Here is a 26,777-nt window from a genome sequence, read left to right on the forward strand (position 1 = left end):
CCCTCCAATTACTTATAATAAGCTTTTCGTAACTCGTTAAGATAACCGTCAAAATCAGTACGGATTTTTTCAAAGTTAAACTCCACGATATCCAAACTTTTAAATTGATCCAATATTTGACTTGCATATCCACCTACAGCCCAAAAAATCAACTGCTTTGCCTTGTTTATGTCCAACTCACTTCGGAAACGCGACACATCTATATCACCATAAAATCGTTCAAGACTATTGTTTTCAACCATTTTACGTCTTTCTTTTAATTCATTTTTTACCGCAACAGAATCCGTAAAAACAGCCACTCTAATAAAATCAAAAATCCATGGATATTTTTGCATCACTTGAATTTTAAGTAAACATGTCTGCCTCAAACGTTCAAAAATATCCTTTTCATGCACATCGATTTTGTCAAAATACTCACGGTTCAAAATATCCAAACAATAATCATATAGAAAAAGAAAAAAATCTTTTTTATTGTTAACATAGTGAAACATCAACGGTTTTGAGATGCCAGATTCTTTTGCAATAACATTCGTCGAAGCATCATCAAAACCTTTATTGGCAAACTCCCTAAACGCCGCATTCATAATTGCATTTCGTCTTTCTAGCTCTAAATTTAAAAACTTTGAAAACATAGTATCACCTACTTATAGTCGTTTTATTAATATGCAATTTACCTGTTAGGTCAATACAGTTATTATAGCACCGTTTACCTAATAGGTCAATAAAAATATAATTGTTGACACAAAAAATTTCTTGTGCTATATTGATATCAATTGAATATTAAAAACATTTAAGGTGCTTTTTAAAAAGATAATAGGGAAACTGGTTAAAATCCAGTGCGAACCCATCACTGTAAGCAGAGACGACGTCTAAATAAGCCACTGAAAGAAATTTTGGGAAGGCAAGACGAAGAATGAACTGCAAGCCAGGAAACCTGCCTTAAATAAGAAAAATATGTAGGGGATTGTACATGTTTTATTTTTAAAACGTCTTAGTTTAATGGGAGCTAATTAGTTTAATACTAATTAGCTCTTTTAATTTGCTCTCAGGGCAAATATAAAAAATTATAATATACGAGGAGAAGGAAAATGAAAAAAATTATCGTACTAATTACTACCGTATTAGCGGTACTATCTCTAGGAGGATGTACTCCTAATGAAAATGTAGAATCTAAAAATACTGTCAATGTAGGTGATCCAGAAAAAAAGGCCATTCTTGTAGTAAGCTTTGGAACAAGCTATAATGATACACGCAAAAAAACTATTGACGCAATTGAAACTGCAATTTCAGATGCATATGATGATTATGAGATACGCCGTGCGTTTACAAGTCAGTTTATTATAGACAAACTTAAGGAACGTGACGAACTTTATATTAATAATGTAGATGAAGCTATGAAAGATTTAGTTGCTGACAACATAGGTACACTTGTGGTCCAACCTACACATGTAATGAATGGTTTCGAATATGAAGAAATGATGACAGAAATTAAACCATATATTGAAAATTTTGATTCAATTGCATTCAGCGATCCTCTGATTACAAGTATGGAAGATTACATAGCAATAGTAGAAGCGTATAAAACAGAAATCGCAACAGATGTACCACAAGACACTGCTTTAGTTCTTATGGGACATGGTACCCACCATTATGCAAATTCAACTTATGCTGCACTTGATTACATATTCAAAGACAAAGGTATGAGTAACGTATTTGTAGGAACTGTTGAAAGCTATCCTGATGTAGACACTGTAATTGCTCATGTAAAAGAAGCTGGTTATACAAAGGTTATTATTGAGCCTCTTATGATTGTCGCAGGAGACCACGCTAATAACGATATGGCTGGAGATGAAGAGGATTCTTGGAAAACAATATTTCAATCAGAAGGATTTGAAGTTGACTGCGTACTTAAAGGATTAGGCGAATATGAGTCAATTCATAAAATATATGTGGATCATGTTGGTAATGCTATAAAAAATCACACAGAATGATACAAATTGTAATCCTAAACGATAATTAAAGATGGCTACCGCTATTTTCAAAGTATTTTTTTGAAAATAGCGATGAATTATTTCAATACATCTAATGTTAAGGTTCAGCCGACACATAATGAATTCACCGTCAAATTTTAAATTAATTTCAATACATCTAATGTTAAGGTTCAGCTATTTTGCAAATGCTGTCGCATTTATTTGTGAAGAATTTCAATACATCTAATGTTAAGGTTCAGCATTAAGCTTTGTATCCATGCTTGCAAAAGTCAAGTTATTTCAATACATCTAATGTTAAGGTTCAGCCATTTAAAAAAAATAAGCAGGAAACAGAATTATACATTTCAATACATCTAATGTTAAGGTTCAGCGATTATATTCACCCATACTCTCATTAACTTTAGCTAATTTCAATACATCTAATGTTAAGGTTCAGCTCGTAATTTTTTTAAAAAATATTCTTTCTTTTTATATTTCAATACATCTAATGTTAAGGTTCAGCGATAACACTGGCCGTGGAAGTTGAGCTATCTAATAAATTTCAATACATCTAATGTTAAGGTTCAGCAATAAATGCTACGTACGTAGTTAAAACTGTCATCAAATTTCAATACATCTAATGTTAAGGTTCAGCTTTAAATGTTATTTTGACATCTTGTAAATTATTACATATTTCAATACATCTAATGTTAAGGTTCAGCTAAAAGGCATGGAAGCCAGACTTTTGATAATAGGTAATTTCAATACATCTAATGTTAAGGTTCAGCGCGATTCTACTCCGTTTCATATCAGTAATATCGCCATTTCAATACATCTAATGTTAAGGTTCAGCATGTCTTTTTATTATGGCACTCCAAACATAAATACATTTCAATACATCTAATGTTAAGGTTCAGCCAAATCCCCTCTCTCTTCTTGTAAAAAGTTTTCTATTTCAATACATCTAATGTTAAGGTTCAGCAAGATGAATTAAAAAGAATAATAAACTGTTTAGGGCAATTTCAATACATCTAATGTTAAGGTTCAGCGATAACGGAATCGATTATGTTGTAACAGATCAGGGATTTCAATACATCTAATGTTAAGGTTCAGCAACTTACTTTGTTGTAGAAGGTGATGATATTCCTTTCATTTCAATACATCTAATGTTAAGGTTCAGCAGGTAACGCAACACAAAATTTAGGAATGTATAACCCATTTCAATACATCTAATGTTAAGGTTCAGCTTTGAGTATTTTCACCGTCTGCAACAGTTTCAATATTTCAATACATCTAATGTTAAGGTTCAGCTAATTGATGGACAAACTTACATAGCGGAAGACACAGATTTCAATACATCTAATGTTAAGGTTCAGCGTACAAGGAAGTGAGTTAGAGGAACTAGGATATTTATTTCAATACATCTAATGTTAAGGTTCAGCTGGACTGCAGCCAGCAAAAAATAAGGCGGTAGCCGAATTTCAATACATCTAATGTTAAGGTTCAGCTGGACTGCAGCCAGCAAAAAATAAGGCGGTAGCCGAATTTCAATACATCTAATGTTAAGGTTCAGCTGGGGAGCTGCCGCCTGCGGAAGTTAGTGAAGGCAGATTTCAATACATCTAATGTTAAGGTTCAGCAGTATTGATTTGGTTGAATCAGAAGAGGGTGCAAAATTTCAATACATCTAATGTTAAGGTTCAGCACCAGCTTACCGCCGTATGTGTCAGTTTCTTTCCACATTTCAATACATCTAATGTTAAGGTTCAGCGTATTATAGACAGAGATTATTACTATTCAGACAAATTTCAATACATCTAATGTTAAGGTTCAGCTAGAATATTTGGAGAATGAAATGGAGGATTCTGAAATTTCAATACATCTAATGTTAAGGTTCAGCTATCTGCCGTTTTCACTATTGTAGCCTAATCTTGCCAATTTCAATACATCTAATGTTAAGGTTCAGCCCTTGTCGCTTACTTTTCTCCATTATAGCATACCGCATTTCAATACATCTAATGTTAAGGTTCAGCGTGGTATATCTCTTTTCCCCTGTCTGAGTTGTGTAAATTTCAATACATCTAATGTTAAGGTTCAGCCAAAATATAACAGAGGAAATAAATATTGGAATATCGATTTCAATACATCTAATGTTAAGGTTCAGCGCTGATAAGTGAACTAGAACAACTACGATTTGAAATATTTCAATACATCTAATGTTAAGGTTCAGCTGAAGGCGGTGAAGAAATTAGACAGCCACAGCTTGCATTTCAATACATCTAATGTTAAGGTTCAGCTTGTATTGTATCGGAATAAGCTCCCAAAGTTCAACAAATTTCAATACATCTAATGTTAAGGTTCAGCGAAACTAATTGATAAATTAATTAAGGATGGAAGGCTATTTCAATACATCTAATGTTAAGGTTCAGCGAAACTAATTGATAAATTAATTAAGGATGGAAGGCTATTTCAATACATCTAATGTTAAGGTTCAGCTAAAAAGATTACAGCTAACAACTACATACAGCTAACATTTCAATACATCTAATGTTAAGGTTCAGCAATAAGGTTTTATAATAGAAAGCGAGGATAAATAAAATTTCAATACATCTAATGTTAAGGTTCAGCAAACTGGATTGATGTGGGAAAGCCTTGGAATAGATTTCAATACATCTAATGTTAAGGTTCAGCATTATTAAAAAAAGCAAGTGACGGAGAAGTGAATGTATTTCAATACATCTAATGTTAAGGTTCAGCGCAGTATTAATTTTAGCAGGCTTATATACTATTGAATTTCAATACATCTAATGTTAAGGTTCAGCCATTAGAAAAGGTCATAGAGCAAGATATAATCTAATTTCAATACATCTAATGTTAAGGTTCAGCCAACTCGCACGTGGTATCTACGATCCTTTACAGAAATTTCAATACATCTAATGTTAAGGTTCAGCAATAGCAGAAACATAGAACATTGCAAATTATATGAATTTCAATACATCTAATGTTAAGGTTCAGCCAATTTTATTGCATACACCGACGTACGCAGAACAATTTCAATACATCTAATGTTAAGGTTCAGCCTAATTGTTTTATACGAAGGTCTAATTCTTTGTTAATTTCAATACATCTAATGTTAAGGTTCAGCACAACTCGCACGTGGTATCTACGATCCTTTACAGAAATTTCAATACATCTAATGTTAAGGTTCAGCTAACTAATTGAGAATTTTTCAATGTTGACATTCAAATTTCAATACATCTAATGTTAAGGTTCAGCTTACTGGACCTTTAACATTGACAGGTAATATAATCAATTTCAATACATCTAATGTTAAGGTTCAGCTTCCGTTGTTCTGGTAGGGCATTAAAAAAAATTTGATTTCAATACATCTAATGTTAAGGTTCAGCCTGTTTTTCAACTGGAAGTGTAGATAATTCGGCTCCATTTCAATACATCTAATGTTAAGGTTCAGCATTCCTTTTTCTACTCTTTTAAAATATCTTTCATCTATTTCAATACATCTAATGTTAAGGTTCAGCTACATGAAATTAGCGAAATTTAATTACTATTATATATCTAATTCATTTATATTTCAATATTTGTTTATAGTTTTTCCAATGATAAAATATTTATATTTGCTTTTAACAAAATAATATGTTAATTGCTTATTTTTCAACTAATTTGTTGTTTTCTTAAGAATAATCGTTGGAAAATAGTTAAAGAAAAATACTTTCACTATTTTTTATTTTTCCAAGTTCCTCTTCAGCAAAGTTTCCTTTTCCAATAAATTTAATTATTGTAAAATAATCTTCATTAGGATTTATTATTCCTTTAATTTCGTTTTTTAGTTTTATTAAATTTGATGGAGTTATTTCTCCTCTAAAAATCGAATTTTGGTGATGAGCAAAATACTTTTTACAAATTTTAAAAATCTTATGTACTCTCTTTTCATTCACATCATACATTACGAATGCATAATTAAAGTTATAACTTTTACTAGACATTACAACAACTCCTTTAAATTAAAAGGTTCAAAATTTTTATCCTCAACAATATATTTTATTAATTTATAACAATCTAACCTTATTGCTGTTTTGTATGAAATTTTCCTCTTTAATTTTGGATGCATAAATGTATCATTTAATCTTTCTTCAAAAGCTTGTACAAAAATATTTCTCCCTTTTTCATTTAGGACACAATAATTTAACTTTTTATCAAAGTGCTCATTAGCTTTCAACATCTTTCTGTTTGTTAATTCAAATATAGTTTTAAAAACAATTACTGGCTTAAAACTTTCACTTATATCTAAGGCTAATGAGAACCTTCCTTCTGATGGGCTATGTAAATAGCTAATAGAAGGGTTTAAATGCGTATTAAATATCTCAGTTATTGTCTTCGTATATATCATAGAATTACCAAAAGATATTAATGCATTAATTGGATTATCAGGAGGTCTTCTTACTCTGCTATTCATCCAAAAATCTTCATGTAGAAATAGTTTGAAATAAGAATAAAATTTCTTCCATATTTCACCTTCAACAAATAATAGCTCCTCAACTCTTCTCGATTTTTCTATTAGTATTATAGCATCATTTTTTATCCAATCTAAATAATCTTTTAGTTCACTTTTACCATGACGATAATAATGATATAAAACCTCATGAATATTCATTGCTATAGACTTAACAAAAGCTTTTGCAACTACTAACCTATTATTATTAAATTTATCAACTTGCTTAATAAGTAATTTACCACTAATTAAATAATCTTTTGGATAAAAGGTACCCGAATAAAGGTTATAATAATTGAAAAAGTGCACTATAACACCAGCCCTTCCAAGAAAATCTAGTAATTTAGTGTTGATAGATATTTCATTCATACAATATATTTCTCTAACATTTTCTATTGGAATATAATTATTACCTTTTTCATTTACAAAAGAAAGAGAATTATCCTTACGTTTTAATTCTCCCATAGTAATTAAATACTTTGTATTTCTTGGCACAATATCCCTCCTTATATAAAGCAATACTCATAATAAGCACATTTCTTGCATTTTTTAGATTTTCCTACATCAGGGGGTTTTTCTTCATTTATTAAAATATTAATATTTTTTATTAAGTCTTGTAATAATTCTTCATGTTCTTCATTTAATTCTAGTATGATTGTTTTCTTATTTTGTTTATTTTTTTCATCAAATACTAATTTACCTTTTCTATATATTTTTTTATCCTTCAATACCTTTAGATAATAGAGAAGCTGCCATTTACTAGCTTCTACATCAGCATCAGATTTTTTAAATTCAATAATATATTCCGATGTTAATTTATCTATTTTAATATTGTCGATTGAAACTTCGCTTTCTTCACTTTGGTCTTTAATTTCATGTAATATTTTACCGATATATACATCTTCACTATCATTTTCAAAATTTAATCTATTAGCATGTAAATAACATTGCCTCTTGCAATGAAAATAATAATTTATTAACGTTCCATTCAAATTCATATAAACCCCACATTATATTTATTAAATCATCTCAAAGTTTTTTGTTTGTTTAAGCAAATTTACATTAAATTTCCCATCCTCCAAATATCTTTCTCCATCCTCTATATAAATTAAATCACCTATTCTATCATTATATGAAAAAGATATATCATTTACTTCATAAGTAAAGTAATCCATTTTTTCCGAAATTTCTGATAGTTTTACTCTTCTTTCTGCGTAAGATAGCTCTTTATTTAATAAGATACTACAATACTCATTCCATATATTTATCCCTATTAGAATATTTCCATCTTCAAGTACTATTTCAGTGTTTAAAAATAAAGTAAACTTGCTCTTTTCATCAATTAATTTCATTATTTTTTCGATTTCATTAAATTTAAATTGACTAAGCATCTCATTTCTAAAGCTTTCTATACTTTTTTCTGTTTTCTTATCTTTATTTTCTTCTATCTTTTTAATAACAATATCATAATAAATGTCAAATTTCTTATTTTTTAAGATATCTCTAATTTCATCATTAATCAAAGTAATTTCTTTTAAATTCCTAACATCACCCTTATATATATTAGATGAATCGTCTAAATTGAAAAAATATGCCTTGCAACCTTCTTTTTTGCATGACCTGTTAATTCTTCCTAAAAATTGTTCCTCACTATCTAAAATCGATATGTTCTTAAATCCAGTGTCCATATCTATATCAACGCCTGCTTCAATTACTTGTGTAGCAATTAAAATAATATTTTTATGAACTTTTACTTTTTCAACAATTTTATTTCTATTAAATCTACTATCGTAACCAGTCATAAGCAATATTTCTGCATTAAGTGAGTATTCTTCCGCAACTATTTTAAATTTATTGTAAAAATCAAGAGCTCTTCTTTTACTTATAAACTCAACCACTATTTTACCTTCTAAAGTTGAATTAATTTTCGACCTATTATACTCGTCAATTATTGTTTCTATCAATTTATCCTCTATTTCATCTATGCCATCCAATGATAATAAAGAATAATCTAATTCAACCCTATTTTTAAATAGTGGATTATAGTAATATCTATCTCTATTGCTAATTAATTTACAAAATTTATCCTTATCGTTACTTAAGATAGATAGATCAGGTAAGGTTGCAGACATTATAATTATTTTAATATTTAATAGTTTAGAATATGCTTTTAATAAAATTATAAATTCTTTCCAAATGCTATTTTTATAACTTTGTATTTCATCTAATACTACTACACTGTTTGCCATGTGTAGCAAAGGAAAAACTGATTCCTTATCAGTACCAAACAGTATGTTGAAAAATTTAACATGAGTTGTTATATTAATAGGGTAATGCAAGAACTGCCTTGATAAAAGGGACCTTTCATAATCTATATTTCGATTATATCCTGATTCAACAAATTTGCCAGTAGCTTCATCTTCATATGTTTTAATAGCCGTTATAGAATTTATAACCGCAATACTCTCTTTTATTTCTTTAGAATCATCAAATGTGTCAATCAGAGAACGTTTTGTTTGTTCTACTAGAGTGTTAAAAGGAAAAACATAAAATATTTTATTTAAATTTATATTTTTATTAATTAATTTTAATGATAAATTAATTGCCATATTGGTTTTACCGCTGCCAGTTGGCGCTTCTAAAAAGTATATATCATTATCCAGATTATCCAACAAATTTTCTTCACTTTCCAAAAACATTTCTGTTCTAAGCTTATTGATATCATATTTATTATAGACATTGTCTATACCTAATGCCCTAGCTTTTTCGATTTTTTTATTTACTTTTGTTTCTTTAAATATCTTTATATATTTTTTTATATCATCAATAGTACCAAAATCATCAACTTCTTTATTATTTTGAAATTGAGATGTAGCATAGAAATCACAAGTCACTATCATTGAAAAAACGACTCTCGTATATAAGTACATGATTACAGAAATCCACTTTTCTTTTTTTCCCAAATCATTAACTATATCTAAAAGATTAATGCAATTTGTCATTCTTTGAATTGTTATAAAGTTATCATTTAAATAATTAATATATTCAGGCTTTTCATCATCTTTTAATACGTCTTTTAAATCTTTTATATACTTAATAATTTCATCTAAATATCCATGATGTTTGCTGATTGCATAACTGTTTATAACTAAGAATGAAAACAAAAGTAAAAAATGGTCATCATTAATTTCATTCTTTAAATTCCATAGTTTTATAGCATAATAATTAAAATAAATAACTGATGAAGTAAGAGAATGTTTTGAATTCCGTTTTTCTGATGTTTTGAAATCATTATTAGACAACCTTAGCGTTTGAAAATCTGGATTACTCTTTCCAAGATCATGGCAATACACAGCATTATAAAGAAGTTCTCTATAAAAATATCTTGCAGGTAAAATAGAGCCTTTAAATAAGTTTTGTTCAATATTTCCAAATATTAAGTCTAAATTTTTCTCTTTTATAATCTTATCTAAATAATACATGCATAGATTCATATGATTTTCTAACAACTCTTTATTATCTTTATCCACATGTGCATATAATTTATCCCTATTAGCAATGTTACTTTTATAATCAAACAGCACAACATTATCAAAGTACATTCTCTCACCTCCTTAAACCTTAAATGAATTGCAAATATTTTTCTTTAACATTATAAATTTTTTTGTCTGAATTTGGCTCTACTTTCATATTGGTGTGAATGAAAGGCTTTTTAATATATTGATTACTCGTTTTATCAAGTTCTACTGGCAGATATTCTTCATACTTCCACTTTGCACTTTCATCAAAGTCCTTATCAAATAACATATTTAAATCAAATTTTGCTATGTTGAAATCAGACTTTAAAAATAAGCTGTCTATTTTTTTAATTTTAGTTTTCTGTACTATTTGTATGTTGTCTTTTTCAATAATCTCAACATTCTTTATATTCGCATAATGATCATTTTTACCTAAGTATGGTATATATTCAAACCTCATATTTAAAAGTCTTTCTTTTATATCGTTAAATAATGAACCTTCATGTATTTGTATATATATCGTCCAATTTGGTTTTTCAAGCCATTGTTCTCTTACGTTAAGAATGCCACCATCTTTGTTAGCATATCCAACAGCATTGTTAAAAATTTGAATCTTTTTTGATATTAATCCCTTTTCATTGTTTGGTAAAATAGATATCTTTATATCTTTTAGTTTTTCATAAAACTCAGGATAATCATCAGTTTCGTCTTGAAAAGCATAGCCATTAAGACCTAACATTGCACCAATTATTCCTAATAAAGCTATCCTATGGATATTTCCATACGTAAAGTAATAATAAGTGTTTACGTCAGGTTTTTTAAAGAATGCTGTTTCACCGCTTAAATTAAATTTTAATATTTCCATAATTAAATACCTTTTTTAGTAAATATATTAAAATATTTTGCCCCTTCTATTTTACCTTCTATCTCTGTGGTATAAGGATTATAATATATTTCTATTGATTTTATCTTATCTTTTAAATCGTTTATTAAATTTTTAAAATTAAGTTTAACAGTCGATATGTTTTTTCCTTTTATAAATTCAACGAACTGTGTCATGTCTGGTAAATATAAATCCTTTTCAGTTTCGATAAATATACCCAATTCATTTTCACATCCAACTTTTGAATTTGTATTAAAAGACGTAGCTGCAACAAGTGATGCATATTTAAACTTATTATAATCTTCTTCACTATATCCATCAGTAGCCCCAAGATCTTCATACTCTTTATAAACCAATGGATTGATTGAAAATCCATAAAAATAGTGAGCTTCATTGCTAACTATTTTACTTCCTAAAGTTGATGAATTATCTTCTTGTTCTTCTTTTGTCACTTTATCCTTTTTATTTTTAGAATTTCTAAATGGTGATAAAATCTGCTGCTCTTCTACATTATGTCCATCATATTTATTAAAACCCTGAGTTATTTGTACAGCACCTGTTATTGATATATTGTTACCTTCTTCAGCAAAGGTTGCTCCAAAGTTCTTTACATCAATTGCTTTAAATAAGTTTTCCAAAACTTTTTTATTATCCTTTTTATCTTTTTTATCTTTTAATACCTTTTCATTAAATATCTGCTCATATCTTTCACTTAATGATTTAGGCCTAATTACAGTCCCCTGCTTTTCAGATTCATCAATTTTATACGATTTAATATATAATACATTTTCACCTTGATTATCCCACATTTTTTTAATGGGATATTTAAACGCCTTATCACTACCAAACACTTCTCCTGTAGAAATAGATTTTGGATATCCTGTAAAATCAGCATTCCAATTTGACATAATTGATTTTATCCCAAGTACTCCATATACTCTTTTATCCATCATTTTACTACTTTCCTCCTTCTTTTTCATAAATTATATTTTTACATAAAAAACCTGCTAACAATACATCATCATTTACTCTTTTATCTTTTGGTATATACCTTAAAATCATTCCATAAAGATTACTAAATTTCAATGACGAAAATTCTATTTTGTAATTGTATTTTTTATATAACCCCTTTATTCTTTGTAAAAGAATTTCATAATTGTTGCTATTAATAATTGGATTAATCAATGATTGTTGTCTTTTTGTTGATTGACTTTGAGACAATAAATAATAAACAACTTGTCCTACTGCAAAATAATATTCATCATCACTTATAATTGAACTTATCTCTTTTTTTCCTGCTTTTTGACGCAACCCTTCATATGCTACATCTAACCTTTCAGCCATCTTACTGTCACCTCCAAAATATTCTAAAATAGATTCTCTCAAATTTAATTGTTCTAATGCCTTGAAATCATAACCCTTATTAACAGAATTTTTTATTATTCTTAGTGAACTTTCTTTAAATAATGGTTTTACAGAATTTTCATATCCCTTATAAAACCAATTGAAATAAGCAGTCCTACTTTTAATAAGCTCTTCTTTAATAATACTATCATTCAATTTTATATCCTTAGCATCTGTAAAAAAATTACCAACTAAAAATTTACTGAAAAATAAAGTATTTATATATTCTTGTAATTCTTTAAATTTATAAACTTTACCATATGATAAAGTTCCTTTATTTGTGTTATTAATAGAGTCGACTGAAATAACTTGCTTAAGTTTGAAGTTTTTTAATAATGGTGTGTAAAAAGAAATGTTGTCAAAATCATGTATTTCTACTTCTTTTCCCTTTTTTAATCTTAAAAAATACCCACAAAAATTTTCATCTAATAATTCTGTGTTTCCTACAGGTTTTATTTTCTTGTCTACATAAATATTTGTATAACCTTTATTAGCTAAATTATAAAGATAATCAAAAAGTTTTTTTTGAAGTAATACCTCATCTTGAGAAATTAAATAAGGCGTCGTTATTTTTCTGTTTTTATTATCTAAATATGGCTTTTTAGGATTTAAACCTATATTATTATTTGGCATACCATATATAATATCATTAATTTTTATATTATAATCTTTGGAGTTGTAAATATTAGGAAGCATGTATCTTTTGTTTTCTCTATCATATTCTTCAATACTTGCTTCAAAAAATATTTTAATATAGTTCTTATCATCTTTAAAACCATATTTTTTTATTATATTAAATATATTATCCTTTATCCATGCTTTATACTTTTTTATTTTAGCTCCATCTGGTAAACCTATTTCTTTTTCAATAATAGAATATAGTTCTGTTTTTTTTGGATTCAATAGATTATTATAATAACCATCTATTATGTCATTGTTCAATTTTTCTTCTATTTTATCTTTCTTAATCCAAAATGAATAATAGTTATTACTATGGATTGTTTTGCTATTATCAATAGGCTTATTCATTTCCAATAGTTTACTAAGATAATCCATAACAACAAATTTCTCACTACTGACTTCATCATAATTTTTTTTATTAACTTCCAAAATATTTTCGTACTTTATAGCTCCATCATTACTAATAAGCACATATGTCCCATCATCTAATTTATGGTTATCTGTTATTAGTTCATCTCCTGATTCACGATACATGTTTAAAAACGCTTGCAATATATCTGCAATCAATTTATCACCTCCTCTATTATATAAATTTATAATTCGTATATCCGTAGCCTCTTGAATTCAGTTCAGATAATCCTGTGCCTAATGCAAAATAACTAAGCATCTGTGCAGTTTTATTATCTGCAACTTGTAATGATAATTTATCCCCTAACAATTTGATATTTTTTATTGGAATTGCAATTGGTTTATCATTTTCAAATTGAATATGATTAAATAATTCAAAATTTTCATCTAATTTTTCACCAAAGAATTCTTGATATTTTTTAATTAAATTTGTCCTTAAACGGTTTTCATATTCAGAAATAGTATATTTCCCCTTCCAATAGCCATCAAATTTCACAACACAAGGGGTAACACTATATATTTTATGAATATGTCTGTAAGGTAAAACTTTTGTTTGAACGGTTAAGGCTTTAATTTTATCGGTGTATTCGTTTGCAAGATATGTTTCAAAATACTTAACTAATCTGTCATCTACTGTTCTTATTAAGACAGTATATATTTTACCAGCCTTATATATTTTATCTTTCTCAAGAGGATAAAATGAATTAAATGTGTAAAATTTAAATTTTCTTTCTTTATGGAATTTTTTCATTTCTTCTGAATGAATAAAACTTTTATCAATTAATGCCGCAATGGTTTCAGACGATTTAACTGCTGAAATGTCTTCCATTAAATAAGCTTTTAACTTTAATTCGTATACTTTCATGATATCACCTCCTTTACAATAAGATTTTAGCCAATACATAAAATGTTGAAGTTCAATATTTCACAATAATTAATATTTTATCAATTTAAATACATCAAAATGTTAACATTAATTTATATTATATTATGATAATACCATATATGTAAAAATATGTCAATATATAAAACTAAAAAGTAGCAAGTTTAATATTTTCTTGCTACTTTTTAGTTTTATATATTTAGGTTTACAATTACAACAACTCTACCCCATTAATAACTAACTTAAACCTTAACTTTAAAAATTCTGCTGCTCTTCTGCATAAAAGCATTCTTCCTAGAAATATTTCAAAATAGTCCATTATCGTAAATGTAGTAGTATCAATCTTTAAGTCTATTACGATATACATACTTTTCTTATCTAATATAAGACTTGATGATTCAACTGAGTAATTTACTCTGTCATGTATGTCAAAATTTGAAATATCTTGATTTCTTACTCTAGAACGTCTTACATCACTTTTGTCTGCTAGAATCAAAGCTGCAGCTACTGCATTTACTGGAACTGCTGTAGCTTCATCGTGATTGCCAATAGCTGATATGACAGTTGCTATTTCTGATACATCCATACCCATTTTGTCTAAAATACGAAATGCCATAATTGCACCACTTTGAGCGTGATCCACTCTGTTTACAACATTTCCTATATCGTGCATATACCCTGCAATACTAGCAAGTTCTGATGTTCTTTGGTCATAATCAAGTTTTTTTAACAAATCTCTTGCTTGATTTGCTACCTTCTCTACATGTGCAAAAGAATGCTCTGTAAAACCTAATTCTACTAGTGATTCATCAGCTTTTTTTATATATGTTTGTATTTCTTTATTATTCTTTATATCTTCAAATGTTATCATGTATATATGTCCTTTCTTTTTATTTCATCATAATTAGACCTGCCATTAATCCTCGTTTACCCTGTTGACCTCTATGAGAGAAAAATAAATCATTATGACACTTAGTACATAGTTCAGAAATCTCTATATTTTCTTCTCTTAAACCTTTTTTTATCATTATATGCTTATTTATTTCCCACAAATCAAAATAATACTTTATACCTTTTTTAATCATAAATTCTTTGTACTTTATATCTTTTGAAAGAAAAATTTCCGCTACATCTTCATCAACTTCAAAACAACATTGACCTAATGATGGTCCAATTACTGATTGTATGTCCTCGGGATTTGAATTAAAATCTTTGATAAATTTTTCAACTATTAAACCTGTTATATTATCTACTGTACCTCTCCATCCTGCATGAACCATACCTATTACCTTTTTAATTGGATCATAAAGATATATTGGGGTACAATCCGCATGAAAAGACATTAATACGATGCCTTTATTATCGGTTATAAGTCCATCTATATCTTTATATTTCGCTTCGTCAAGGACATTAATAGTATCACTTTTAGTTACATATTTAATATTATTTGTATGAGTCTGAAAGGTTTTAATAAAACTATTTTTATTTAAATTTAGATTTTTTGTGAGTATCTCATAGTTTTTTGTTACATTTTCTCTATCGTCTCCTACGTTTAGACCAAGGTTCAATGAGGAAAAGCAGCCTTGGCTAACTCCTCCTAGTCTTGTTGTAAAGCAATGAAATAAGTCATCATACTTTTCTAGTGATGGAAATGTTACGTAATTGAAATCGTCTATTTTATTTAATTTGAACATATTGATTCCTTTCTGTTATTGGATATTAAGTGCGGGACGCATACAATGCGTCCCCTACGTTTTGGGGTCTTTGTGGTACGCATACAATGCGTCCCCTACGTTTTGGGGTCTTGCGGGACGCATGGAATGCGTCCCCTACGTTTCATTATGAATAATTAAATAGGGTAAAGGGGTAGAGGTTTGGCTTAGATGTATATTCTACATATAGTTTTGTTTTTGGATGCTTAAATCCGAATTTGTATGACCAAAGTGCAATATTTGTGAATTCTTTTTTCTTTACAAACACTTTATTATATTTATTGTCCCCCCAAATAGGCATGTTTGCATTTGATAGCTGAACTCTTATTTGATGATGTCTGCCTGTTAATAATTTTATTTTCATTAAAGTAAGAGGTCCATATTCTTCTGTAACAACCGTATCTATAACTCTATATTCGAGCGTGGCTAGTTTACCTACTTTATCATCTTTTGTTGTTACTTTAGACATATTAATAGTTTTTAATTTTTTCAAATAATCCTGTAACAAACCAGTTTTCTCTTCTGGGTTACTACACACAACTGCAAAGTATTCTTTATGTGTTTCTCTTTGTTGAACTTGCCTTGAAAGTTCTTTATTTGCAAATGGATTTTTTGAATATACTATGACTCCACCAACAGGTCTATCAAGCCTCTGAATTAGACCTAAATATGGATTTTCATTTTTTGTTTTTAAATAATTTATAGTTACTGACATTAAGTCTTCGTCATTTGTTTTATCGCTTTGGGAAGGTACTCCTTGAGGTTTTACTAGGCATAATATATGTTTATCTTCATATATAATATTTAATTCCATATTATCTCCATTTCAAATTACTATTTTACTCAAATTATAGCACAACAAAAAAATATTGTATATTAAAAATATGATGTTTACAAAGTTTTTACTTTAAAAATATATTACTATTTTGTTCCATTTTTCTTTAAGCTATGATAAAATATATGTAACCTTAAAATTTTAAAAAATCTATATGTTTAACAATGTCAGATTCAACGGAGGATTAAATGATTATTTCACCTATATTAGATAAAACAAGCAATAAGGCATTATATATTCAGCTTTATGAATACATTAAATCAGAAATAACTTTAGGTTTATTGAAACCTGACTCAAAACTTCCATCAATAAGAGAAGCTTCATCTTCTCTTAATCTAAGTAAAACAACTATTGAAAATGCTTATAGCCAGCTTGTAGCAGAAGGCTATATTGAAAACTTGCCTAAAAAGGGCTATTTTGTTTGCGACTTAAGTGAATATAGTTATGAAAATTTTACTGACAATCATAAAAAGACAGTATGTAAAACAGTTGATTTTAAATATTTAAATGATGGTGTTGACAATGGCAGCTTTGATATATCGTCATGGAAAAGAATATATAACAAGGTTATATCTGATAAAGCAACAGAAATATACACCAATGGCTCTTTTCAAGGTGAAAGTATATTGAGAGATGAAATAGCAAACTTCGTTAATACAATGCGTGGCGGAAATACAAGTCCGGATCAAGTTATAGTCGGTGCAGGTGTTCAGTATCTTCTAGGTGTTTTAATAGGAATAATAAAGGATAATCATAATTCTGTCGCAGTAGAAAACCCAGGTTATAAAAAAGCAGAATTTATTTTTGAAGATTACATGTTTGATGTTAAACATATAAATATAACTGATAATTCTTATCCTATTGATACTCTTAAAACAAGTGAAGCTAAGCTTGTTTATTTAAGCCCTTCTCATCAATATCCTTTAGGAACAATCATGCCTGTAAACAAACGAATGGAACTCCTTGATTGGGCATATAAAAATAGTGGTTTAATTATTGAGGATGATTATGATGCAATTATAAGATATGGTGGTATGCCTATACCTTGCTTGCAAGGTTTAGATAAACATAATTGTGTAATTTATCTAGGTTCTTTTTCTAAAGTACTTTTGCCTGCTTTACGTATAAGTTTCATGATTATACCAAAAAATTTATTACCAAAATACCATAACATAAAGAGTAAATATACTCAATCTACTTCTAAAATTGATCAAATTGTATTGGCTAATTTTATGAAGGAAGGATATATGCTCAAACATATAAGAAAAATAAAAAGAATATATAAAAAGAAAAATTTATTACTAACAAATAGTATTAAAGAAAAATATAGTGATAAAATAAACATAATAAATTCTGATTCTGGACTTCATATTGTATTTGAATCATTAATTAAGAAAAATGAAGGTGATTTGAATAAGGCTGCTACTGATAATCACATATTATTAAATATAATAGGTAAGGTTGAAAGTAAGACTTTGTTTTCTTTAAATTATAGTGGTATTTGTATGGAAGATATTTCGAGTTTTACTGATATGTTAGGGAAAGTGCTTTTTGAGTGATGCGGGACGCATGCAATGCGTCCCCTACATTTGGGTGATTTAAGATACATCTAAAGCCCCCATACGTTTGAGATGATATAGGGCGCATATAATGTCGCCCCAACGCCCAACGTTTCTATTTATTTTTGAATATCATTTTATATACTTCACCTGAAATTAGAGGGATAAATGCAAACATCAACACAATTTCCCAATCTTGGAATGTTAATGGTACTACATTAAATATATCGTTTAAAATAGGTAGATAAAGTACTAATACTGTTAATGCAAAGGAAACAAAAACTGCCTGAACCATCCTCTTGTTTGAAAATAATCCGATTTTAAACAATGAAAAAACTTGTGATCTTGAGGAAAAAGCTCTTAATAATTCTGCTGTAATTAAAGTGGCAAAGACAATTGACCTCGCATGTATCAAACCACTTCCAATACCATATCTAACCTGTGCCCAATAGTATGCAAAAAGAGATGCTGCTGCAATAGCCATTGCTTGAAACAATATTCCTCCATACATACCTTTATCAAGTATTGGTTCTTTTGTATCCCTAGGTGGATGATTCATTATACCTGGCTCAGCATTTTCTACTCCAAGAGCCATTGCTGGAAAACTGTCTGTTACTAAATTCAACCACAATAGTTGAATTGGCATTAGCGGTACTTCCCAACCAATAAGGATGCTTATAAACACAAGGAATATTTCGCCTATATTACAACTTAATAGGAAAAATACGAATTTCTTTATGTTGCTGAAAATTATTCTGCCTTCTTCAACGGCATTAACAATAGTTGCAAAATTATCATCAGTTAATATTACTTCCGCTGTGTTTTTCGCAACATCAGTGCCTGTTATTCCCATTGAAACTCCAATATCTGCCTTTTTTAAAGCCAATGCATCATTTACTCCATCTCCTGTCATAGAAGTAATATGTCCATTTTCCTTTAAGGCTGTTACAATTTTTACCTTATGTTCTGGAGAAACACGAGCATATACTTTTGTTTTCTTCACTACTTCTTTTAATTCATCTTCTGATAAGTTATCTAATTCTTCTCCCATCATAGCCTGGTCTTCAGATTCAGCCATGCCTAGATCTTTAGCAATTGCAAAAGCTGTTTCTTTGTAATCTCCGGTAATCATTACAGCTTCAATTCCTGCATCCTTGCATTCTTTGATTGCATCCTTTGCTTCTGGTCTGGCAGGGTCTATCATTCCTACAAGACCAACAAAAATCATATCAGTTTCAACAGTTTCTGGCGATATTTGCTGAGGTAATTCATCCCATACTTTATATGCTGCAGATAAAACCCTCAACGCAGATTTGGCAAACTTTATATTTACAGATAAAACTCTGTTCTTTAATTCTTTTGTGAAATCAACTATTTCTCCATTAAGTGCAATTTTTGTACATTTACTAATTACAATATCAGGTGCTCCTTTTGTAAAAGAAACTACTTTCCCTTTTATATAATTTTCATGGAATGTACTCATCATCTTTCTTGCTGAGTCGAAAGGTAGTTCTTCTACTCTTGGAAATGATTTGTTTAAATCATTTGTTGTTTTCCCTAATTTTCCGGCAAAAGTAACGATAGCTCCTTCTGTCGGATCTCCAACAATCTTAAATACGCCAGAAGAATTATCTAAATATGCATCATTTGAAAGGGCTCCTATAGATGCTAAATTATTGAGGTTATACAATGTGTTTATGTCAATTTCTTTTCCATCTAATTTAACTGCACCAACAGGCTCATATCCGCCACCCTCTATTTCTAATATTTTATCATCGACATACGCCTTAACAACTGTCATCTCGTTTTGTGTTAAGGTACCAGTTTTATCTGAGCATATTACTGATGTAGCTCCTAAAGTCTCTACTGCCAGCAATTTTTTTACTATTGCATTCCTATCAGCCATTCTGTTCATGCCAATTGCTAAAACTATGGTTACAATTGCAGGTAAGCCTTCAGGTATTGCTGCAACTGCCAAACTTATTGAAGTAAGCAACATTTCAAGCACTTCTCTTCCTTGAAGTAATCCAACACCAAAAACTACAATACATATTAAAATAGTTAAAGTTCCTAGAACTTTTCCTAATTGATTTAACTTTATTTGTAATGGTGTTTGTTCTTCTCCATAAGTTTGAATTTTTGTAGCTATATTACCAATTTCAGTATGATGACCAGTTTCAACAACTACACCTTTTCCTCTTCCATAAGTAACAATAGTACTGCTAAAACCCATATTATGTCTATCACCAATACCTGCAGAACCACCAATAATTGCTTTTGCATCTTTTTCTACGGGTACTGATTCTCCAGTAAGGGAAGCTTCTTCTATTTTTAAATTAGAACTTTCTATAAGTCTCAAATCAGCTGGTATTATATCTCCTGCTTCCAAAACTACAATATCTCCAGGCACAATTTCTGCGGCAGGAATTTCTGTTTGATTGCCATCCCTTATCACTTTTGCATTTGGTGCACTCATTTTTTGTAATGCTTCTACAGATTTTTCTGCCTTACCTTCTTGATAAATACCTAAAATTGCATTGATAAATACAATCGCTAAAATAACTATTGCATCTTCAGTTTCTCCTACAACTGCAGATATACCAGCTGCAGCTACAAGTATGATAATCAAAAAATCAGCAAATTGAGCAATGAGCTTTGTTAAAAAACTTTTCTTAGATTGTTCCTCTAATTCATTTCGGCCGTATTTCTGTAATCTTTGCTCAGCCTCCTGTGTTTTTAATCCATAGTTTTCATTAGTAAGTAATTCAGAAACTGTTTCTTTTTTACCTTTGTTATACCATTCCAAAATAAGCCTCCCGCGAACATAATTTTGATATAATTCTAATATTTTTAATTATTTCCTTATGTCCTTCCAAATCTGACTCATTTGATAATTATTATTTATTTCCTGATAATATTTGGCCCATTCGTACACCCATCAAAGATGCCATCATAAGACCTCTAGTCCAACCACTAGCATCACCTAAACAATAAAGATTTTTGATGCTTGTTTCAAAATTTAAACTCAAATCAACTTTGTTGCTATAAAATTTAACTTCAGGTCCATACAATAGAGTCTCTGCTCCTGCAAAACCTGGAACTACTGTATCTAATGCGCTAATAAAATTTAAAATATTAGTCATCGTTCTATAAGGCATAGCTGATGTTATATCTCCAGCTACTGCATCTGGAAGTGTCGGTGTTACATTTGAACGAGATAATTCTTTTTGCCAAGTTCTCTTTCCATCAAGTATATCTCCATATCTTTGAACTAAAATATTTCCATTTCCCAACATATTTAAAAGTTCTGATACCTTAACACCATATTTTATTGGTTCATTAAATGGGTGGCTAAAGTTATGAGAACATAAAATAGCTAAATTAGTATTATTCGATTTTTTATCTTTATATGAATGACCATTAACAACTGCCAAATCATTATCATAATTTTCTTGACTTACAAAGCCCCCTGGGTTCTGACAAAAAGTTCTTACCTTATCTTTAAATGGATGAGGATATCCAATTAACTTAGATTCATATAGGATGTTGTTAACCCTTTCCATTATTTCATTTCTTACTTCAACTCTAACTCCTATATCAACAGTTCCAGCTCTATGTGCAATATTATGATTAACACAAAGCGATTTAACCCAATCTGCACCCTTTCTTCCAGCTGATATAACAACATTGTCAGAAAGTATTTTTTCTTCTTTTTCATGTTTCAATGAATCTGTTATTACAACACCTTTAATCTCACCATCTTCTACTATTATATCAGTAGTTTGTGTTCCAAATCTTATTTCTATACCACGTTCAACTAAATAATCCTCTATTTTACCGTATATTTCCTGTGCCTTTTCTGTTCCCAAGTGTCTTATAGGACAATCAACTAGCTTTAGGCCTGCAGAAATTGCCTTTCTTCTAATTTCTTTAATTTCTTCCTTGCTTTCAAGCCCTTCAACCTTAGTATCTGCACCAAATTCAAGATATATTTTGTCAGTATATTCTATTAATTCCTGTGTGTAATCATAGCTTATTAACTCTGGTAAATCACCTCCTACTTCAGGACTAAGAGAAAGCTTACCATCAGAAAATGCTCCTGCTCCGGAAAATCCAGTTGTTATATTACAATAAGGCTTACAATTAACGCATTTTTTTGTTTTGTCCTTTGGACATCTCCTATTTTTTATAGTGTGACCTTGCTCTATTAATAGTATTTTTCTATCTGAATCTTTTCTTATTAATTCTAATGCAGTAAAAATCCCTGAGGGACCTGCTCCAACAATAATCAAATCGTATTTCACTCTTTTATCTCCTTCATTAAGTAAAGTAATATCGTACCTAATTATATTATTTTTTTATATATAATACAATATTGATTTTATAAAATATACTCTCACACCGTTTCTGCAAGATGGCGATTAATAAAGAACAAAGGCGTGAGCAGTTACTATATCCATAAAATTATTTGTAATCATTTTGATAGTATGGCTATCTACTACTTCCATTTTTGGATAAAACGACATTTTATATGCATTTTTATGATCTTTAAACTTAATTACATCTTCAAACTCAGTTGGTAGTTGAAGTAAATTTTGAGATAAATCTTTTTTTAGGGCTTTTTCTACATTACCTTTAATTAAGTCAATAACTTTTTTTGGAGATACATTTATCGTCGAACCACCTACACCAATTTTAGTTTCAACTGTTGTTATGTTTGGAACAAGTTTTTTAGCTGCATTACAAATACCTTGATCTCCTGAAATAAACAATATAGGCACTTTGTTCATAGATGCAATATAACTGTTTATCATAAATTCACTGGCATGATCTCCATTTATCTCAATGCTACTTGGATTCCCTGTGTTTGTATGAGATAGTGGACTAGTTGGCATACCAGCTCCTGAGTGATAACCAATAAACATAACTCCATCAAAAGTATCATCTAATCCATACATCATATTATACGGATGTCCGCTTTTACCTCTAATTAATGTTACACATTTGGGCATTTTCATTATATCAATATTCGTAGCTGAACCATGTCCATCTTTTACAACTATTTCATCTGCTCCTGCAGCTACCGCTCCATCAATTGCAGCTAAAACTTCAAGAGTCATTTGTTCAGCAAATTTAGCATATTCAGGTCTTTCCTTATGACATTCCACATTTAAGGTAGAACCTGCAACTCCTTCGATATCTGCACTTATAAAGATTTTCATAATATACCTTCCTTTATCTTTTGAATATTTTATTTAATGAATTATCATTAAGATTCTTAATTACTTCAACTGCTAAATCAACTGTCGAATTAATATCCTCTAATGCACAAAAGTTATAGTGAGTATGAACATACCTTGAAGGTATGCCTAATACAAGAACTGGTACAGCCTTATGAGCTAAATGTATTTTTCCAGCATTTGTACTTCCTCTTCTTCTAACTGCACTTTGATATTTTATCCCATTTTTATCTGCTAAATCTTTAGCATACGATATATATTCTGTATTACTTATGTAACTTTGGTCCATATGCCTAATTTGAACACCTTTTTTCAAAGCACATTGAGCCTGAAATTCATCGTAGTATAAGTCGTCTGCAGGGGACCCTTCAAAAACTATAGCTAAATCAGGTGCCACTACTTGACTTGTAATCTGAGCACCTCTCATGCCAACTTCTTCCTGAGAAGCAAATCCTCCTACTACATCAACTGCTAATGAATTGTTATCAAGGAGTGCTTTCATTGTTTCAATTATACATACACAACCAAGTCTATTGTCAAAAGCCTTCCCTAAAAGTGTACCATTTTTATCATTATATTGCAATGTAACATCAGGCATTACTGGATCTCCAACTTGAATACCAAAGTCCTCTACTACTTCATTTCTACTTGTAGCTCCTACATCTATATAAATAGATTCTAAATCAAGTTTATCGCTTGCCCTTTCTGCATCAGTCATAAAGTGAGGAGGTTTAGAAGTAATAACACCAGTGATGATTTCACCCTTAGTATTTTTAATTTTTACAGTATGAGCAGGAATGTTAGAGTTAATCCATCCTCCTACATTTAAAATACTCAAAAGACCTTTACTTGTTATATGTTGTACTATAAATCCTACTTCATCACTATGAGCATCAAGCATAACAATAGGTTTTTTTCCTGTATTATTTCTTAATTTTGCAAAAACATTATTCATGCTATCTGATTCAATATCAAATTCTGAACCATATTCTTTTATTACCTTCACTACATCATCTTCAAATCCCGAAGGACCAAAAGCGTTAGTTAAATCTCTTATTAAATTAATATCTACCATTTTATTTTCTCCTTTTCATTATTGTTGAGTGCGCATGCACAAAAAAATAAATACAATATATTTCATATTCAAATAGCTCAATACAAAATGACTATTGTAATGAGCTATTTGAATTGATTATTTTTTATTATATATGTGACAGTATACATAGTGGTTTTCAGATATAGTAGTTTTTACTGGAATTTCAGTCTTACAAATATCCATACACTTATTGCATCTTGTATGAAATTTGCAGCCTGAAGGAGGATTTAAAGCACTTGGTATGCTACCTTCAAGTATTATTCTATCTCTTTTAACGGTAGGATCTGGTATCGGAATTGCTGATAGCAAAGCCTGAGTATACGGATGCAGTGGATTTTCATATAACTCATTTTTATCTGCTACTTCAACAAAATTTCCTAAATACATTACGCCTATTCTATCACTTATATGTTCTACTACACTTAAATCATGTGCTATAAATACATAGGTTAAGTTTAAACGCTTCTTTAAATCATTTAATAAATTTAGCACTTGAGATTGTATTGATACATCGAGAGCTGAAACGGGTTCATCTGCTATGATAAGTTTAGGTTCAACTGCCAACGCTCTTGCAATACCAATTCTTTGCCTTTGACCACCACTAAATTCATGAGGGTATCTTGGAGCGTGATATGAATCAAGTCCAACTAGTTGAAGAAGACTTATGACCTTTTCGTCTATTTCTTTTTTCCCATGAGCCAAGTTATGAATTATTAAAGGTTCTGCAATAATTTCTCGAACTGACATCCTTGGATTCAACGAAGCATAGGGATCTTGAAAAACCATTTGTACATCTTTTCTTACATCTCTCATTTCTTTATTTGAGAGATTAGATACTTCTCTACCATTTATTTCGATTTGTCCTTCAGTTTTATTTACTAAGTTGCATATTAACTTACCTAATGTAGATTTTCCACATCCTGATTCACCTACTATTCCAAAAACTTCACCTTTATAAACATCAAAGGATATTCCATCTACAGATTTAACATTTTCTTTTTTATTACCTAATAAACCTTTATTAACAGGATAATATTTCTTTAAATTTTCAGTGTGTAATAACGCTTGTGACATTACTTATCACCTCCATATTCCTTTTTACATAGCCAGCAACGACTTTTTTGGCCATTTGTATAATTGAAGAAAGGAGGTTCTTCTTCACTGCATATGGGCATCGCATTTGCACACCTAGGTTCAAATTTACATCCTTTAGGCATATATTTTGGATTAGGTACATTTCCAGGTATTGAATCTAAAACCTTAACATGTTGTCCCAATTTAGGTATCGACTTAAGTAACCCTTTTGTATAAGGGTGCTTAGGATTTTTAAATATTGAAAGTACATCTCCACTTTCAACTACACGACCACAATACATCACCACTACCTCATCACAGATTTCAGCAATAACACCAAGATCATGTGTTATGAACAATACAGAAGTCCCTACAATTTTTTTAAGGTCATTCATAAGCTCAAGTATCTGAGCTTGTATTGTAACATCTAACGCAGTTGTAGGTTCGTCAGCAATAAGAACCTTTGGATTGCACACTAAAGCCATAGCAATCATAATTCTTTGCCTCATACCCCCTGAAAGTTGAAATGGATATTCATTTATAATTTTTTTTGCCCTTGGAATACTTATTTTTTCAAGCATATCTATAGTTCTATCAATTGCTTCTTTTTTGCTTACTTTGAAATGTTGAATTATTGCTTCTGATATTTGATCGCCTATTTTTAGAACAGGATTTAATGATGTCATTGGTTCTTGAAATATCATAGCAATTTCACTTCCACGAAGTTTTCTTTTTTCTTCTTCAGATATATTTAAAATATCTTTTCCATCTAAATGTATGCTGCCATCTACTACTTTTCCCTTTGTGCCCATTAATAAATTCATAACAGACAAGGCTGTTACACTTTTACCACTACCAGATTCACCTACAATGCCAAGAGTAGAACCCTTTTTTAAAGTAATATCAACTTTATCTACAGACTTGACAACTCCATTGTCAGTAAAAAAATAGGTATGTAGATTTTTTATATCCAATAATATATTAGATTCTTTATCATTCATAAT

General features: G+C 29.6%; 20 protein-coding genes, 1 CRISPR repeat array and 1 riboswitch. Of the genes, 2 read left to right on the top strand and 18 right to left on the bottom strand.

Going from position 1 to position 26,777, the window contains the following annotated elements; translation table 11 throughout:
* Nucleotides 1–8 precede the first annotated feature (8 nt).
* Nucleotides 9–632, bottom strand: a complete 624-nt coding sequence (locus U8307_RS04460) for a TetR/AcrR family transcriptional regulator (protein WP_326910549.1) — start codon at nucleotides 630–632, stop codon at nucleotides 9–11.
* 144 nt (nucleotides 633–776) lie between these two features.
* A riboswitch (cobalamin riboswitch) is annotated at nucleotides 777–956 on the top strand.
* A 132-nt stretch (nucleotides 957–1,088) separates the two neighbouring features.
* On the opposite strand from U8307_RS04460, the gene U8307_RS04465 reads away from it, so the two are divergent.
* Nucleotides 1,089–1,991, top strand: coding sequence for a sirohydrochlorin cobaltochelatase (locus U8307_RS04465; protein ID WP_326910551.1), 903 nt, complete (start codon nucleotides 1,089–1,091; stop codon nucleotides 1,989–1,991).
* A gap of 79 nt (nucleotides 1,992–2,070) precedes the next feature.
* A CRISPR array of direct repeats spans nucleotides 2,071–5,509; the repeat unit is 30 nt; unit sequence ATTTCAATACATCTAATGTTAAGGTTCAGC.
* A gap of 177 nt (nucleotides 5,510–5,686) precedes the next feature.
* Here the strand turns inward: U8307_RS04465 and cas2 are convergent.
* From cas2 to U8307_RS04520, 11 genes are all read right to left on the bottom strand, one after another.
* Nucleotides 5,687–5,974 (bottom strand): CRISPR-associated endonuclease Cas2, encoded by a 288-nt coding sequence (cas2, locus tag U8307_RS04470; protein ID WP_326910553.1) that lies wholly within the window; start codon nucleotides 5,972–5,974, stop codon nucleotides 5,687–5,689.
* A complete protein-coding gene (gene cas1b, locus U8307_RS04475) occupies nucleotides 5,974–6,975 on the bottom strand; it encodes a type I-B CRISPR-associated endonuclease Cas1b (RefSeq protein ID WP_442985532.1) in 1,002 nt (333 codons plus the stop codon). The genes cas2 and cas1b overlap by 1 nt, the downstream gene beginning before the upstream one ends.
* Before the next feature lie 11 nt (nucleotides 6,976–6,986).
* Entirely contained in the window at nucleotides 6,987–7,478 is a 492-nt protein-coding gene (cas4, locus tag U8307_RS04480; RefSeq protein WP_326910555.1) for a CRISPR-associated protein Cas4, read from the bottom strand.
* A 21-nt stretch (nucleotides 7,479–7,499) separates the two neighbouring features.
* Nucleotides 7,500–10,082 (bottom strand): CRISPR-associated helicase Cas3', encoded by a 2,583-nt coding sequence (gene cas3 / locus U8307_RS04485; RefSeq protein WP_326910558.1) that lies wholly within the window; start codon nucleotides 10,080–10,082, stop codon nucleotides 7,500–7,502.
* Nucleotides 10,083–10,101: 19 nt separating this feature from the next.
* Entirely contained in the window at nucleotides 10,102–10,863 is a 762-nt protein-coding gene (gene cas5b / locus U8307_RS04490; protein WP_326910560.1) for a type I-B CRISPR-associated protein Cas5b, read from the bottom strand.
* A 2-nt stretch (nucleotides 10,864–10,865) separates the two neighbouring features.
* Nucleotides 10,866–11,831 carry a type I CRISPR-associated protein Cas7 gene (locus U8307_RS04495; RefSeq protein ID WP_326911540.1) on the bottom strand — a complete coding sequence of 322 codons (966 nt, stop codon included), beginning with the start codon at nucleotides 11,829–11,831 and terminating at the stop codon, nucleotides 10,866–10,868.
* 7 nt (nucleotides 11,832–11,838) lie between these two features.
* Nucleotides 11,839–13,533, bottom strand: coding sequence for a type I-B CRISPR-associated protein Cas8b/Csh1 (locus U8307_RS04500; protein WP_326910562.1), 1,695 nt, complete (start codon nucleotides 13,531–13,533; stop codon nucleotides 11,839–11,841).
* Between the two features lie 16 nt (nucleotides 13,534–13,549).
* A complete protein-coding gene (locus tag U8307_RS04505) occupies nucleotides 13,550–14,239 on the bottom strand; it encodes a CRISPR-associated endoribonuclease Cas6 (RefSeq protein ID WP_326910564.1) in 690 nt (229 codons plus the stop codon).
* 229 nt (nucleotides 14,240–14,468) lie between these two features.
* Complete coding sequence (locus U8307_RS04510) at nucleotides 14,469–15,128, bottom strand: HD domain-containing protein (protein WP_326910566.1); 660 nt, start codon at nucleotides 15,126–15,128, stop codon at nucleotides 14,469–14,471.
* Between the two features lie 19 nt (nucleotides 15,129–15,147).
* Nucleotides 15,148–15,951 (bottom strand): peptidoglycan editing factor PgeF, encoded by an 804-nt coding sequence (pgeF, locus tag U8307_RS04515; RefSeq protein WP_326910567.1) that lies wholly within the window; start codon nucleotides 15,949–15,951, stop codon nucleotides 15,148–15,150.
* Between the two features lie 145 nt (nucleotides 15,952–16,096).
* A complete protein-coding gene (locus U8307_RS04520) occupies nucleotides 16,097–16,783 on the bottom strand; it encodes an RluA family pseudouridine synthase (RefSeq protein WP_326910568.1) in 687 nt (228 codons plus the stop codon).
* Nucleotides 16,784–16,992: 209 nt separating this feature from the next.
* Here U8307_RS04520 and pdxR point away from each other — a divergent pair, with 209 nt between their 5' ends.
* A complete protein-coding gene (pdxR, locus tag U8307_RS04525; protein ID WP_326910569.1) occupies nucleotides 16,993–18,363 on the top strand; it encodes a MocR-like pyridoxine biosynthesis transcription factor PdxR in 1,371 nt (456 codons plus the stop codon).
* A gap of 115 nt (nucleotides 18,364–18,478) precedes the next feature.
* Here the strand turns inward: pdxR and U8307_RS04530 are convergent, their stop codons facing one another.
* From U8307_RS04530 to U8307_RS04555, 6 genes are all read right to left on the bottom strand, one after another.
* Nucleotides 18,479–21,169 (bottom strand): calcium-translocating P-type ATPase, SERCA-type, encoded by a 2,691-nt coding sequence (locus U8307_RS04530; RefSeq protein ID WP_326910570.1) that lies wholly within the window; start codon nucleotides 21,167–21,169, stop codon nucleotides 18,479–18,481.
* Nucleotides 21,170–21,260: 91 nt separating this feature from the next.
* Nucleotides 21,261–22,667 (bottom strand): NAD(P)/FAD-dependent oxidoreductase, encoded by a 1,407-nt coding sequence (locus U8307_RS04535; RefSeq protein WP_326910571.1) that lies wholly within the window; start codon nucleotides 22,665–22,667, stop codon nucleotides 21,261–21,263.
* Between the two features lie 117 nt (nucleotides 22,668–22,784).
* Nucleotides 22,785–23,585, bottom strand: a complete 801-nt coding sequence (locus tag U8307_RS04540; RefSeq protein ID WP_326910573.1) for a M55 family metallopeptidase — start codon at nucleotides 23,583–23,585, stop codon at nucleotides 22,785–22,787.
* Nucleotides 23,586–23,598: 13 nt separating this feature from the next.
* On the bottom strand, nucleotides 23,599–24,678 hold the full coding sequence (locus U8307_RS04545; RefSeq protein WP_326910575.1) for a M42 family metallopeptidase: 1,080 nt from the start codon (nucleotides 24,676–24,678) through the stop codon (nucleotides 23,599–23,601).
* A 117-nt stretch (nucleotides 24,679–24,795) separates the two neighbouring features.
* A complete protein-coding gene (locus tag U8307_RS04550) occupies nucleotides 24,796–25,773 on the bottom strand; it encodes an ABC transporter ATP-binding protein (RefSeq protein ID WP_326910577.1) in 978 nt (325 codons plus the stop codon).
* Entirely contained in the window at nucleotides 25,773–26,774 is a 1,002-nt protein-coding gene (locus U8307_RS04555; RefSeq protein WP_326910579.1) for an ABC transporter ATP-binding protein, read from the bottom strand. The genes U8307_RS04550 and U8307_RS04555 overlap by 1 nt, the downstream gene beginning before the upstream one ends.
* Nucleotides 26,775–26,777 lie beyond the last annotated feature (3 nt).

This window comes from Sedimentibacter sp. MB31-C6, from assembly GCF_035934735.1.
Classification (GTDB): Bacteria; Bacillota; Clostridia; order Tissierellales; family Sedimentibacteraceae; genus Sedimentibacter.